This window comes from Bradyrhizobium sp. Mp27, from assembly GCF_029953005.1.
Lineage (GTDB): Bacteria > Pseudomonadota > Alphaproteobacteria > Rhizobiales > Xanthobacteraceae > Bradyrhizobium > Bradyrhizobium barranii.
Genome location: NZ_JASAUS010000006.1, coordinates 42,791 through 55,793, shown reverse-complemented (window position 1 = coordinate 55,793; position 13,003 = coordinate 42,791). Strand labels below are relative to the sequence as shown.

The window sequence follows — 13,003 nt, the reverse complement described above, 5'->3', positions numbered from 1 at the left end:
AAGGGTCGCTTGTAAGGCCCGCCACCCTACTTTAGGGTCGCGCCCACCCTATGATCCAGCCGGTAATTGCCTGACATGACCATCAAAAATGACGTTGTCGAAGCCATCGGCAACACCCCGCTCATCAAGCTCAAGCGCGCCTCCGAACTGACCGGCTGCACCATTCTGGGCAAGGCCGAGTTCATGAATCCGGGCCAGTCGGTGAAGGACCGCGCCGGGAAATGGATGATCCTGGAGGCCGAGAAGCGCGGCGAGCTCAAGCCGGGCGGTCTCGTGGTGGAGGCGACCGCCGGCAACACCGGAATCGGCCTCGCGGTCGTGGCGAGCGCGCGCGGTTACCGCACGCTGATCGTGATCCCGGAGACGCAGAGCCAAGAGAAGAAGGATTTTCTGAAGCTGTGCGGCGCCGAGCTGATCGAGGTGCCGGCCCTGCCCTATGCCAATCCCAACAATTATCAGCATGTCGGCCGCCGGCTCGCCGACGAGCTGCGCAAGACCGAACCCAATGGCGTGCTGTTCGCCGACCAGTGGAATAACCTCGACAATGCGAAGGCGCACTACGAGTCGACAGGCCCCGAGATCTGGGAGCAGACCGGCGGCAAGGTCGACGGTTTCGTCTGCTCGGTCGGCAGCGGCGGCACGCTCGCCGGCGTCAGCCGCTATCTGAAAGAGAAGAACAAGAACGTGAGGATCGCCTGCGCCGATCCGCATGGCGCCGGCATGTTCGAATATTTCCGGAGCGGCGACGCCAAGGCGACGCCGGGCGGCTCGATCACGGAAGGTATCGGCCTCAACCGTGCGACCGCAATCGTCGAGAGCGCGAAGGTGGATGACGCCTATCTTGTTCCCGACGCGGAAGCCGTCACGGTGATCTACGAACTGCTCCAGCACGAAGGCCTGTGCCTCGGCGGTTCCACCGGCATCAACATCGCCGGCGCGATACGACTCGCGAAACAGCTCGGGCCCGGCAAGACCATCGTCACCGTGCTCTGCGATTCCGGCAGCCGCTATCAGTCGAAGCTGTTCAACGCCGACTTCATGCGCGCCAAGAACCTGCCGGTGCCGGAATGGCTGGAGAAGCGCAGCAACATCAAGCCCCCGTTCGTCTAGGCCAGGAGGGCTGTAGCCGCCTGTTTTAGGTGTGGCGGTCGCCGCCGGGCCAGAACAACAGCGTCAGTGCCGTAGGGTGGGCAAAGCGTCAGCGTGCCCACCATGCTTGCCGCGATCGCCGTGGGATGGTGGGCACGGCGCGACGCGCCTTTGCCCACCCTACGAGATCACCGCAGGATCTGGCTCAAAAACAGCTTCGTGCGGGCGTGCTGGGGAGCGGCGAAGAACTCGTTCGGCGTATTAGCCTCGATGATCTGGCCGGCGTCCATGAACACGACGCGGTTGGCGACCTCGCGGGCGAAACCCATTTCGTGGGTGACAACCAGCATGGTCATGCCCTCCTCGGCGAGGTCGACCATGGTGTCGAGCACTTCCTTGACCATTTCGGGGTCGAGCGCCGAGGTCGGCTCGTCGAACAGCATCACCTTGGGGTTCATCGTCAGCGCGCGTGCGATCGCGACGCGCTGCTGCTGGCCACCGGACATCTGTCCCGGAAACTTGTTGGCCTGGTGCGGGATCTTGACGCGCTCCAGGAATTTCATCGCGTTGACCTCGGCGTCCTTCTTCGGGATGTTGCGCACCCAGATCGGCGCCAGCGTGCAGTTCTCCAGGACGGTCAGATGCGGGAACAGGTTGAAGCTCTGGAACACCATGCCGACCTCGCGGCGGACCGCATCGACGTGCTTCAGGTTCGGCCCGAGCTCGATGCCGTCGACGACGATCTCGCCCTCCTGGAATTCCTCGAGCGCGTTGATGCAGCGGATCAACGTCGACTTACCCGAGCCCGAGGGGCCGCAGATCACGATGCGCTCGCCCTTCGCGACCGCAAGGTCGATGTCGCGCAGCACGTGGAACTCGCCGTACCATTTGTTGAGGCCGGAAATCTTGACGATGGGGTCGGACATGATGACCTCGATCAGTTGCGACGGTGGGCGTTGAGGCGATGCTCGACGAAGAGCGAGTAGCGCGACATTCCAAAGCAGAAGATGAAGTAAATAATCCCGGCGAACGCAAAGCCGGTGAACGCGGTCGACGGCGTCGACCATTTCGGATCCGAGAACGACGCCCGGAGCGAGCCCAGCAGATCGAACAGCGCCACGATCGAGACCAGCGACGTGTCCTTGAACAGCGAGATGAAGCTGTTGACGAGGTTCGGAATGACGTGGCGCAGCGCCTGCGGCAGCACAATCAGCGAGGTCGTCTTCCACCAGGACAGGCCTAGGGCGGCCGCCGCCTCGCCCTGACCGCGCGGGATCGCGGCCAACCCGCCGCGGACGTTCTCGGCCTGATAGGCGCCCGTGAACAGCGAAATGCCGATCAGCGCGCGCACCAGACCGTCGACCGTAAAATTGCCCGGCAGAAACAAAGGCAGCATGTAGGTCGCGAAGAACAGCACGGTGATCAGCGGCACGCCGCGCCAGAACTCGATGAAGGCGATCGAGAAGATCCGGATCAGCGGAATGGTCGAGCGGCGGCCGAGCGCCAGCGCGATGCCGATCGGCAGCGAGGTGACGATGCCGGTCACGGAGACCACCAGCGTCACCAGAAGCCCGCCCCACAGATTCGTGGCCACGACCGGCAGGCCGCCGTGATCGAGCCCCATGAGCTTGATCACGGCCGCGATGGCGATGAAGGTGCCGATGCTGGATGTCAGAGCCCGGCCGCCGGTGCGAACGCCGCCACCGACAACGAAGGCGATCAGGGAGACGACCGCCGCCGTGATGGCGAAATCGGCCCAGACCGACTGGCCCGTTCCCTGGAGCTGGTCACGCAGCCAGGTCAGCGGAAAGATCAGCCAGTAGATCGCAGTGCCAAACAGCACGATGAGATTGCCGGCAACCCAGAAGAGCGGTGCGATGGCCGAGGTCTTGGCGAGACCGAGCAGAGCCTGCCCTGCGCCGATGATGCTGTCGTCGAACAATTGCAGCAGGCCGGCCGTCCAGCTCAGGCCGAACCCGGTGATGCCGCCGCCGTGCAGCAGAAAGAACGCCACCACGGGAAATGCGAAGAAGAAGAGACTTGCGTTCAGTCCTTTCGCCGGCAGGCGCGGAATGAGCAGCGGCAGCAGCAGAACCGCCGCCAGGATCAGCGAGAGGTTGACCCGCCAGCGCTCGGCCTCGGGATAGAAGCCGTAGATCAGTTGCGGCAGCTTGGCCTGGATGTAGGGCCAGCAGGCGCCGACCATAAAGCCGGTGTTCTCGGTCAGGCATGCCGTGCGATCCTTGCCGGTCCAGACCGCATCGACCAACAGGAACCTGACGGAGGGAACAATGGTGAACCAGAGCAGCAAAGCGCCCACGATCGTGAGCAGGATGTTGGTCGGCGAATTGAACAGGCGGGTGCGTACGAGGCCAATGAAGCCCGTGGTCTTCACCGGCGCGGGACGCTCGGTGAGCAGGTCCCGGCGGACGTAGGCGGACGAGGTGATGTCGCTCATGCGCCGAGGCTCCGGCTGACGCGCCAACCGTACACGCTCATGATGGCGCTCGTGAGCAGCGAGATCAGGAGGTAGACGCCCATCGTCATGGCAATGATCTCGATCGCCTGACCGGTCTGGCTCAGCGACGTGCCGGCGAACACCGACACAAGGTCAGGATAGCCGATCGCGACCGCGAGCGAGGAATTCTTGGTGAGGTTGAGGTACTGGTTGGTCAGCGGCGGCACGATGACGCGCATCGCCTGCGGCACGACGATCAGGCGGAGCGTGGTGCCGCGGCTAAGGCCGAGCGAGGATCCCGCCTCCATCTGCCCCTTGTGGACGGACAGGATGCCGGCGCGCACGATCTCGGCGATGAAGGCGGCGGTGTAGGTCGACAGCGCCAGCGTCAGCGCCACGAATTCCGGGATGATCCGCGAGCCGCCGGCGAAATTGAAGCCCTTGAGCTGCGGCACCTCGAAGCTGAAGGGCACACCGAATACCAGCATGGTGGCGAGCGGCAGGGCGAACAGCAGGCCCAGCACATAGGGCCAGATCCGGATCATCTGCCCGCGCTGAAACAACGCGCGCCGTGCGTAGATGCGCAAGGCCAGCGAAGCCACGATGCCGAACGCCAGCACCGCGAGGAACGCCTCGAAGCCGCTCTCGCCGATCGGGCGCGGAATGACGAGGCCACGATTGCTGACGAAGGCGAAGCCGAGCAGCGAGATGCTCTGCCGGGGATTTGGCAAGGCCGCGAGCACCGCCAGGTACCAGAACAGGATCTGGAACAGCAGCGGCAGGTTGCGGATGATCTCGACATAGATCTCGCCGACGCGCGACAACAGCCAGTTGGGCGACAGCCGGCACAGCGCGACGATGAATCCGATCACGGTGGCGAAGAAGATGCCCACCACCGAGACCACGAGCGTGTTCAAAAGCCCGACCACGAACACGCGCAGGAACGTGTCCGAGCCGGTGTAGGAGATCAGGGTCTGGTTGACGTCGAAGCCGGCATTGTTCCGGAGGAAGCCGAAGCCGGCGGCAATGTGCTGGTTTTCGAGGTTGGCCCGGGCGTTGGAGACGATCTCGTAGCCAATCCAGCCCAGGATCGCCGCGAAGGCAAACTGGACGGCAACGCCGTTCCAGCCTGCCTTGCCGCCCAGAACGCGCCTGATCTTCAGCGCGATCTGGGCCGGCGGTTTTCGAGCCTCGGTGCTCATCGCCGCGGATCAGGCGGGATCAGCGGATCGGCGGCGCGTACTGAAGACCGCCCTTATTCCAGAGATTGTTGAGGCCACGGCTGATGCCGAGGGGCGAACCGGCGCCGACGTTGCGGTCGAACACCTCGCCGTAGTTGCCGGTGGCCTTCACGATCCGCACCACCCAGTCCTTGGTCAGGCCGAGCTGTTCGCCGAAATTGCCGTCGCTGCCGAGCACGCGCTTCAGCTCGGGATTTTCCAGTTTCGCCTTCTCGTCGACGTTCTTCGAGGTCACGCCGAGCTCTTCGGCGGTAACCAGGGCGAACAGCGTCCATTTCACGATGTCGAACCACTGGTCGTCGCCGTGACGCACCATCGGCCCGAGCGGCTCCTTCGAGATGATTTCGGGGAGCACCATATGGTCGTTGGGATTGGCAAGCTTGAGGCGGTTGGCGTACAGGCCCGACTGGTCGGTCGTGAAGACGTCGCAGCGCCCGGCTTCATAGGCCTTGACGGTCTCGTCGTTGGTGCCGAACGCGATCACCTCGTACTTCATGTTGTTGGCCTTGAAGTAGTCGGCGAGGTTCTGCTCGGTGGTGGTGCCGGTCTGGACGCAGACCGAGGCGCTGTTGAGCTCGAGCGCCGAATTCACCTTGAGCGACTTCTTCACCATGAAGCCCTGCCCGTCATAATAGGTCACGCCGGTGAAGTTGGCGCCGAGCGAGGTGTCGCGCGAGATGGTCCAGGTGGTGTTGCGCGAGAGCACATCGATTTCGCCGGATTGCAGCGCCGTGAAACGATCCTTGGCGGACAACGGCACGTACTTGACCTTGGTCGGATCGTTGAAGATCGCCCCTGCGATCGCGCGGCAGAGGTCGACGTCAAGCCCGGTCCAGTTGCCCTTGTCGTCGGGCGAGGAGAAGCCGGGCAAGCCTTGGCTGACGCCGCAGGACAGCATGCCCCGGTCCTTGATGGTCTTGAGCGTTTGCGCATCGGCGGCCTGGGCGGAGAGGCCGGCGGCGAGAGCGAGAGTGAGAGCCAGAGTTACGCGTTTCATGGGCTGAAGGCCTTTCAAAGTCGTCTCAAGGTCAGGAATGGCGTCTTTGGGATCGTCTCCGCCAGGGCTAGCCGCATCAAGACTAGCCTTGCAAGAGTCATGCTGGAAAACCTTGCCGAACACTCGCCCATCCCGGGAGGCCATACCTTAATCCCCGCCGCAGGCGCCCGCCGATATGGCTGTGACGCAAGGTCCGGTCAGACGATGGATCGAAGGTCGCGGCAGCCCCTCAACATGCGGCGACTGAATAGCACCCGCGCATCTCAGAACGACTGGCGAGCCGGGTCAAGGGGTTGACGGGACTCTTCTGTGTTCTGTTATTAACGGCGGCGGCCTTCGGCCGGCCCGGGGGCGCGGCGCGCCCGGTGGAAACGCGGTTTTGAAAGCAGACGCATGGATTCCTCGCACCCCTCCCAACAGCACGCCGAAACCCGGCTGGTGACCTCCGGCCGCGACACCAAGGCGCAGAAGGGGTTCGTCAATCCGCCGGTGTTTCACGGTTCGACCGTGCTCTATCCGACCGCCGAGGACCTGCACGCCCATCGCGGCGAGTTCCAGTACGGCCGCCACGGCACCCCCACCACCAGAGCGTTCCAGGAGACGCTGATGGCACTGGAGGGGCCACAATGCGCCGGCGTCGGCATCGTGCCGTCAGGCCTTTCGGCGATCTCCACCACCCTGCTCTCGGTGCTGAAGACCGGCGATCATCTGCTCGTCTGCGACAACGTCTATCGGCCCTCGCGCAATTTCTGCAACGGCATGCTCGCGCGCCTTGGCATCGAGACCACCTATTTCGATCCGCTGATCGGCGCGGGCATCGACAAGCTGTTCAAGCCCAACACCCGCGCGGTGCTGGTGGAGGCGCCGGGCTCGCAGTCGTTCGAGATGCCTGATATCCGCGCCATCGCCGAGGTCGCGCATGCGCGCGATGCGCTCGTCATCGACGACAACACCTGGGCGACGCCGCTCTATCATCGCTCGCTCGACCAGGGCGTCGACATCAGCATGCAGGCCGCCACCAAATATATCGGTGGCCATTCCGACATCATGTTCGGCACCATCTCGGCCAACGCCAAGACCTGGCCGCAGATCGCCGAAGGCATCCGCCTGCTCGGCGTCTGCGCCGGCCCTGACGACGTCTTCCTCGCGCTGCGCGGCCTGCGCACGCTGTCGGTACGATTGGCGCAGCATCATCGCTCCGGGCTCGACATGGCGCGCTGGCTCGCAGCTCGACCCGAGGTCGCGCGCGTGCTGCATCCGGCGCTCGAAACCGATCCCGGCCATGCGATCTGGAAGCGCGATTTCACCGGCGCCTCGGGCCTGTTCAGTATCGTGTTGAAGCCGGCGCCGCAGAAGGCCGTCGACACCATGCTCGACACGCTCAAGCTGTTCGGCATGGGCTTCTCCTGGGGCGGCTTCGAGAGCCTCGTGATTCCCTTCGATTGCGACGCCTATCGCACCGCCACGAAGTGGTCGCCGGGCGGCCCGACCCTGCGACTGCACATCGGCCTCGAAAGCGTCGACGATCTCAAGTCCGATCTCGATCGCGGCTTCGCTGCCCTCAAGGCGGCAATGTGAGCCTGCTCACAAGGCATCGCGCCTCGGGACGCGGCAATCGCGCGCCGGCGGACGCGCAAAGCGCGCGCCGCGGGAACGCGCAACCGCCGCAAACGTTAACGCGGATGCGCCAACAAAGGGTTTGAACCGCTGACGTTTGGCGCTAGCCTCACCAATCGACTCCAATCCGGACGCGGAGCATGGGAACGTTGGTTCTGCTCGATCTGATGGGCGGCGTGGCGCTGTTGCTGTGGGGCCTGCACATGGTCCACAGCGGGATTCTGCGCGCCTTCGGCCCGGACCTTCGGCGGCTGCTCGGCAAGGCGCTGGGCAACCGATTCAACGCATTCGCCGCCGGGCTTAGTCTCACCGCGCTGCTCCAGAGCAGTACGGCGACGGCGCTGATCACCAGCTCATTCGCGGCAGAAGGCCTCGTCAGCCTCACTGCCGCGCTCGCCATCATGCTGGGAGCCAATGTCGGCACGACGCTAATCGTGCAGGTGCTGTCGTTCAACATCGCAGCCGTTGCGCCTGTCTTGTTCGTGCTCGGTCTCGTCGCCTTCCGCTCCGGCCCGCGGTCGCGGATCAAGGATATCGGCCGCGTCTTCATCGGCCTCGGCCTGATGCTGCTGTCGCTGCACATCCTGCTCGACACGCTGGCTCCGGCGGAGAACGCGCCGGGTGTTCGTGTCATGATGTCGGCGATCACGGGCGATCCCGTGCTTTGCATCGTCATCGCCGCGCTCGTGACCTGGGCGGTGCATTCGAGCGTCGCCAGCGTGCTGCTGGTCATGTCGCTGGCCTATTCGCAGTTCATCACGCCTTACGCAGCCCTCGCGCTGGTGTTGGGGGCCAATCTGGGCAGCGCCATCAATCCCGTGTTCGAGGGTGCCCGGCGCGACGATCCCGCGAGCTACCGCCTGCCGCTCGGCAATCTCGCCAACCGCGTGATCGGGATCGCGCTGGTGCTGCCCTTCCTGAGTGGGATCGCCGAGCACATGCACGCCTGGCAGCCCGATCTCGCCAGGATGACGGCGGCCTTCCACATCGCCTTCAACGTGGGCACGGCCGTCATCTTCATCGGCCTGCTCGATATCATGTCCCGGCTCCTGACCCGGCTGCTGCCTGATCGCGTCCGGGAGGACGATCCGGCCCGGCCGCGCTATCTCGACGAGAGCGCGCTGGAGACGCCGTCACTGGCGCTCGCCGACGCCGCGCGCGAGACCTTGCGCATGGGCGATCTGGTCGAGGTCATGCTGCGCAAGGTCATGGCGGCAATGATGACCGGCGACCGTGCGCTGGTCGACCAGGTCACGAAGATGGACAATGTCGTCGACAGCCTCGACGAAGCCATCAAGCTCTACGTGACGAAGCTGATGCGGGGCAGCCTCGACGAGAGCGAGGGGCGGCGCGCGATGGAGATCATTTCCTTCGCGATCAACCTCGAACATATCGGCGACATCATCGACAAGAGCCTGAGCGAGCTCGCGACCAAGAAGATCAAGCGCCGCTTCCAGTTCTCGGCCGAGGGCGCCGAGGAGCTCGCCGCCTTCCACAAGCGCACGATGGACTCGCTGCGGATCGCCTTCGGGGTCTTCATGTCGGGCGATGCCAACGAAGCGCGCAAGCTGCTGGTGGAGAAGACCACGCTGAAGAACACCGAGCTCGCCGCCGTCGAGCGTCATCTCGACCGCTTGCGCGAGGGCCGCCCCGAGACCATCGAGACCACCTCGCTGCATCTCGACGTGCTGCGCGACCTGCGCCGCATCCACTCGCATATCTGCTCGGTCGCCTATCCCGTGCTCGATGCCGCCGGCGAGCCTTATCGCAGGAGTGAGGCGGATACCGCCCTGCCCGCCTCCGGCGCGGCCTCGGCGTTACCGCGCTAGCGGCGCGTCTCAGCGTTCCAGCGTTCTTGAGGCGCGGCCGCGGTTCTTGATGATCAGCATGATGTTGCGGACATAGATGATGGTCGCGAGCGCCTGTCCGAGGATGATGACGGGTTCGCGCTTCACGACGCCATAGACCAGCGTCATCAACCCGCCGCCCATCGAGCAGAACCAGAACGCCATCGGCACCACACTGTTGCCGGCCCGCTCGCTCGCGATCCACTGCACCAGGAACCGCGCGGTGAAGAACAGCTGCGCGACGAGGCCGAATGCCAGCCAGAAATCGAACTTGGCGACGAAGACGTCGTAGAGATAGTTGTTCAACGCCTGACCGTATTGGATGATCATGCCTTCACCTCAGTCACATCTGGTGTCGGCTTCTTGCGGCGGATCAGCCACCACACGCCGACGAGATCCATGATGCCGATCCACAGCCGGTCGAAGAAACCATAGTTTGACACGCCGGAACGGCGCGGCCGGTCGATCACGTCGACATAGGCGATCTCGTAGCCCTCGCGGCGCACCAGCGCCGGCAGGAAGCGATGCAGCCCGTCGAAATAGGGCATCATCAGGAACACGTCGCGCCGGAACGCCTTCAGGCCGCAACCGGTATCGCGCGTTCCGTCCTTCAGGATCGCATTGCGGACGCCGTTCGCCACGCGCGACTGGAATTTCTTGAAGCCGGTATCCTTGCGTCCGACACGCTGACCGGCAGCGAGGCCGACGCGCCCCGCCCCCTTCTCGACCGCCGCGATCAGGTCGGGCAGGAAGGCGGGATTGTTCTGCCCGTCGCCGTCGAGCGTCGCCACGATCGTGCCGCGCGCGGCGCGCACGCCACTGCGCACTGCTGCCGACTGGCCGCCTGATCTGGCATGGCGAAGCTGCCGGAGATTGTCGCGCTGCTGCATGACCGCGCCGAGCCGTTCGCCGGTCGCGTCCGTCGAGCCGTCATTGACGTAGATGATTTCATAGGCCCAGCGGCCGTCGAGCGCCGCGCCGATCTCCTCGATCAGCGGCGCGATGTTGTCGGCTTCGTTGCGCACGGGAACGACGATGGAAACCGAAGGCTGGGACGACGACAAATCGAAAGCTCGTGGTTGGAATTGGCCTGCCCCGGGGAACCGTCGGTCCCGGCAGGCAGCCGCTTTTATGGGGCGGATGCCCCGTGGGCAACCCTTTTGAGGCGGCCCGAGACCGCCCCTGCGAGAGGCACAATGGTGCCGTCGGCGCGGATGGCAAAGCCGAGCCTCCGGGCCGCGAACCAGTAGCGCACTGCCATGGCGCCGACCATGCCGACCAGAGCGCCGGCGACGACGTCGCTCGGATGATGCGTGAGCAGCACCAGCCGGGTCAGCAGGATCACGATTGCGTAAGTGAACATGAACACGCGCAGGCGCGGCCACAGCGCCGAGACCGCAAACGCCAGCGCGAACGCCGTCACCGCATGACCCGACGGCAGGCTGGCATAAGCCCCCGTTCCCTCGAACGGGATGAAGTTGAACGGATCGGCCTTGCCGCTCACGAACGGACGTCCGCGACCGATGAGATATTTCAGGATCTCGGCAACGAACACGGACAGGGCGACAGACAGAAACATGAACTGCAGCCGCGTACCGAGGCCGAGCAGCAGCCCACGACGGGTGCCGTGCAATCCCGCTGCAACGAGCGCCAGGACCACCAGCGTCCCCCCGAGCACCGAGAGCACATACTCGTCCTTGCCGAAATCGGTGAGGATGCGGATCGGCCACAGGCTCGGCGTGCCGCGCGTCGGCATCAGCTGGATCTCGGTCTGATCGAACGCGAGCATCAGCGCGATAATCAAAGCCGCACCGGCCGCGCTGAGCCACAGCGAATGCCGCGCCAGCTTTCGCGCGGCTTCGGCGCGGCGTGAATGCGAAGGTGTACGGACGAGCTGCGCCAGGGCACGGCCCGACACCGCGAGCAATTGCGCGGGATAGCCCGGGCGCGGCGTGATGTCGGCTGGCGCCGGCATCTACTCAGTGCCTTCCGAGCGGAAGATCGAGATCGAGATCGCGCGCCCTTGCGAGAAATTATAGCCGTCGATGCGCGTACCGACCTTGTAGCGCAGCCCGATCGCCTCGGCCCGCTGCACGAAGCTGCGCTCCGAGCGCTGCTCGATCAGCGCGAAGCGGCAGCTCCCCTGGCGCAGGAAATCCGCCGCGCCCGAGCCGTCGGTCAGCAGCGTCTGCGTGCCCGTCAGGAACACGAGGCTCGGCTCGTGATAGCCGGCGGCGGCTGCCTTCGGCCCGACGCAGGTGACGTTGCGAAGCGCGCGTGCGATCTCGATGCTCGGAAACAGCGGTGTCAGCGACGGCAGCACGATGCCGTAGACCACGACCGCGAGCATCAGGGCTGCGACCAGCGCGTTGAGCAGCGACCGCTCGGCGCGATTGGTGTCGAACAGCCACCAGGCGAACAGACCGAAAATGAGCGAGGCCGCAATGAACGGCCAGGCCACGAACGCCGGTTGCCGCGTCAGCATGACCGCGCCGACCACGGCGATGATCGAGGCGGCAGCGGGAATCGCGAACCACCAGGCCGAGCCGCGCGCGAGCCACGAGCGCGACAGGACGTTGCGCTCCAGCGCACCGACGGTGAGGATCGCGATCGCCGGATACAGCGGAAGCACGTAATGCGGCAGCTTGGTCAGCACCGCCTCGAACACGATCCAGGACGGAATCAGCCAGGCCAGCAGGAACTGCGCGCCGGGCTCGCGCCGGGCCCGCCACACCGCCGGCGCCGCCATCGCCGCAAGCGGCGCGCCCGGCCAGAATGTGATCCAGAACAGCGCCAGGTACAGTCCGGGCGGCGCGCCATGGGATTCCTGGGCGCCGATTTTGCTCAGCATGTCGCCGCCGACGGAATCGGCGAAGAAGGCATCACCCGCGCGCCAGAAGATCGCGACGAACCAGGGCAGCACCAGCACCAGCATCCACATCAGGCCCCAGAGCGGACGCAGCTTCCACAGCCACGAGGCATCGCGGTCCTGGATCGCGAGCGCGACGATGGTGAGGCCTGCGAACATCAGGATCAGCGGACCCTTGATCAGGATGCCGACGGCGAGCGCGGTCCAGAAGATCGCGGGCCAGCTCCAGGGCGGATGGGTCTCATCCTCTGCGCGCTGCCACGACAGATAGGCGCGCGACATCGCGCCCATCGCGGCGGTCACGCAGAACAGCAGCATCGCATCGGTTTTCGCCAGCCGCGCCTCGACGCCGAGGAGCACGGAGGCGCACATCAGGAGCGCGGCAAGCACAGCGGCGCGCCGCGTGACGAAGCCGAGCGCGGCCCAATAGGTCATCAGCACGGCGCCGATGGCGCCGATCAGCGACGGCAGCCGGTACACCCAGATCCGCAATTCGGCCTTCGGCAGCTTGAGCGCGGACGCGGCTTCAACCGCGGCCGATTGCAACCAGTAGATGCCGACCGGCTTCTTGTAGCGGACGTCTTCCTGAAAACGGATGTCGACATAATCGCCGCTCTCGACCATCTGCTTGGTCGCTTGCGCAAAGCGCGCCTCGTCGCGGTCAACGGGTGGGATGGTGAAGAAGCCCGGCAGGAATAGCAGCAGCGCGCAGAGCAGCAGGAAGCCGACCGCGCGGGCGTGGCTGGCCGTGGCGTAGTCCAGCATAAGCACGAGCCGGCTGCCCGGATTCACGGGCGCTTTCGGCTCGCGGGGTGCTCCAAAACGGGGGCTGGGATAGGTCTCGGCCATTGGTTCCGCTTACGCTGAAACCGTCATTCCGACAAC

General features: G+C 65.1%; 11 protein-coding genes. 3 read left to right on the top strand and 8 right to left on the bottom strand.

Annotation, left to right across the window (positions count from 1 at the left end):
• Positions 1-75 precede the first annotated feature (75 nt).
• Positions 76-1,110 carry a cysteine synthase A gene (locus tag QJT78_RS06180; RefSeq protein ID WP_028147612.1) on the top strand — a complete coding sequence of 345 codons (1,035 nt, stop codon included), beginning with the start codon at positions 76-78 and terminating at the stop codon, positions 1,108-1,110.
• A gap of 167 nt (positions 1,111-1,277) precedes the next feature.
• Here QJT78_RS06180 and QJT78_RS06175 read toward each other — a convergent pair whose 3' ends face one another.
• The 4 genes from QJT78_RS06175 to QJT78_RS06160 are packed head-to-tail and all read right to left on the bottom strand — an operon-like array spanning position 1,278 to position 5,785.
• Positions 1,278-2,015, bottom strand: a complete 738-nt coding sequence (locus QJT78_RS06175) for an amino acid ABC transporter ATP-binding protein (protein WP_028147613.1) — start codon at positions 2,013-2,015, stop codon at positions 1,278-1,280.
• A gap of 11 nt (positions 2,016-2,026) precedes the next feature.
• A complete protein-coding gene (locus QJT78_RS06170; protein WP_028147614.1) occupies positions 2,027-3,547 on the bottom strand; it encodes an amino acid ABC transporter permease in 1,521 nt (506 codons plus the stop codon).
• Complete coding sequence (locus tag QJT78_RS06165; protein ID WP_028147615.1) at positions 3,544-4,749, bottom strand: amino acid ABC transporter permease; 1,206 nt, start codon at positions 4,747-4,749, stop codon at positions 3,544-3,546. Before QJT78_RS06165 ends, QJT78_RS06170 begins: the two co-directional genes overlap by 4 nt.
• A 19-nt stretch (positions 4,750-4,768) precedes the next feature.
• Positions 4,769-5,785: an amino acid ABC transporter substrate-binding protein gene (locus tag QJT78_RS06160; RefSeq protein ID WP_028147616.1), complete on the bottom strand. Its 1,017-nt coding sequence runs from the start codon at positions 5,783-5,785 to the stop codon at positions 4,769-4,771.
• A gap of 393 nt (positions 5,786-6,178) precedes the next feature.
• Between QJT78_RS06160 and metC the strand changes: the two genes are divergently transcribed.
• Both metC and QJT78_RS06150 read left to right on the top strand, forming a co-directional pair.
• Positions 6,179-7,363 (top strand): cystathionine beta-lyase, encoded by a 1,185-nt coding sequence (gene metC, locus QJT78_RS06155; protein ID WP_028147617.1) that lies wholly within the window; start codon positions 6,179-6,181, stop codon positions 7,361-7,363.
• 179 nt (positions 7,364-7,542) lie between these two features.
• Entirely contained in the window at positions 7,543-9,231 is a 1,689-nt protein-coding gene (locus QJT78_RS06150) for a Na/Pi cotransporter family protein (protein WP_038943949.1), read from the top strand.
• 9 nt (positions 9,232-9,240) lie between these two features.
• Here QJT78_RS06150 and QJT78_RS06145 read toward each other — a convergent pair whose 3' ends face one another.
• From QJT78_RS06145 to QJT78_RS06130, 4 genes are all read right to left on the bottom strand, one after another.
• Positions 9,241-9,579: a lipid-A-disaccharide synthase N-terminal domain-containing protein gene (locus QJT78_RS06145; protein WP_028151722.1), complete on the bottom strand. Its 339-nt coding sequence runs from the start codon at positions 9,577-9,579 to the stop codon at positions 9,241-9,243.
• Positions 9,576-10,313 (bottom strand): glycosyltransferase family 2 protein, encoded by a 738-nt coding sequence (locus tag QJT78_RS06140; RefSeq protein WP_028151723.1) that lies wholly within the window; start codon positions 10,311-10,313, stop codon positions 9,576-9,578. Before QJT78_RS06140 ends, QJT78_RS06145 begins: the two co-directional genes overlap by 4 nt.
• 65 nt (positions 10,314-10,378) lie before the next feature.
• A complete protein-coding gene (locus tag QJT78_RS06135) occupies positions 10,379-11,224 on the bottom strand; it encodes a phosphatase PAP2 family protein (protein ID WP_038943950.1) in 846 nt (281 codons plus the stop codon).
• Positions 11,225-12,967 (bottom strand): glycosyltransferase family 39 protein, encoded by a 1,743-nt coding sequence (locus tag QJT78_RS06130; protein ID WP_028151725.1) that lies wholly within the window; start codon positions 12,965-12,967, stop codon positions 11,225-11,227.
• Positions 12,968-13,003: the final 36 nt, after the last annotated feature.

Coding starts and splice junctions, on each gene's coding strand:
- QJT78_RS06180 (WP_028147612.1), top strand. CDS start 76: ATGACCATCAAAAATGACGTTGTCGAAGCCATCGGCAACACCCCGCTC.
- QJT78_RS06175 (WP_028147613.1), bottom strand. CDS start 2,015: ATGTCCGACCCCATCGTCAAGATTTCCGGCCTCAACAAATGGTACGGC.
- QJT78_RS06170 (WP_028147614.1), bottom strand. CDS start 3,547: ATGAGCGACATCACCTCGTCCGCCTACGTCCGCCGGGACCTGCTCACC.
- QJT78_RS06165 (WP_028147615.1), bottom strand. CDS start 4,749: ATGAGCACCGAGGCTCGAAAACCGCCGGCCCAGATCGCGCTGAAGATC.
- QJT78_RS06160 (WP_028147616.1), bottom strand. CDS start 5,785: ATGAAACGCGTAACTCTGGCTCTCACTCTCGCTCTCGCCGCCGGCCTC.
- metC (WP_028147617.1), top strand. CDS start 6,179: ATGGATTCCTCGCACCCCTCCCAACAGCACGCCGAAACCCGGCTGGTG.
- QJT78_RS06150 (WP_038943949.1), top strand. CDS start 7,543: ATGGGAACGTTGGTTCTGCTCGATCTGATGGGCGGCGTGGCGCTGTTG.
- QJT78_RS06145 (WP_028151722.1), bottom strand. CDS start 9,579: ATGATCATCCAATACGGTCAGGCGTTGAACAACTATCTCTACGACGTC.
- QJT78_RS06135 (WP_038943950.1), bottom strand. CDS start 11,224: ATGCCGGCGCCAGCCGACATCACGCCGCGCCCGGGCTATCCCGCGCAA.
- QJT78_RS06130 (WP_028151725.1), bottom strand. CDS start 12,967: ATGGCCGAGACCTATCCCAGCCCCCGTTTTGGAGCACCCCGCGAGCCG.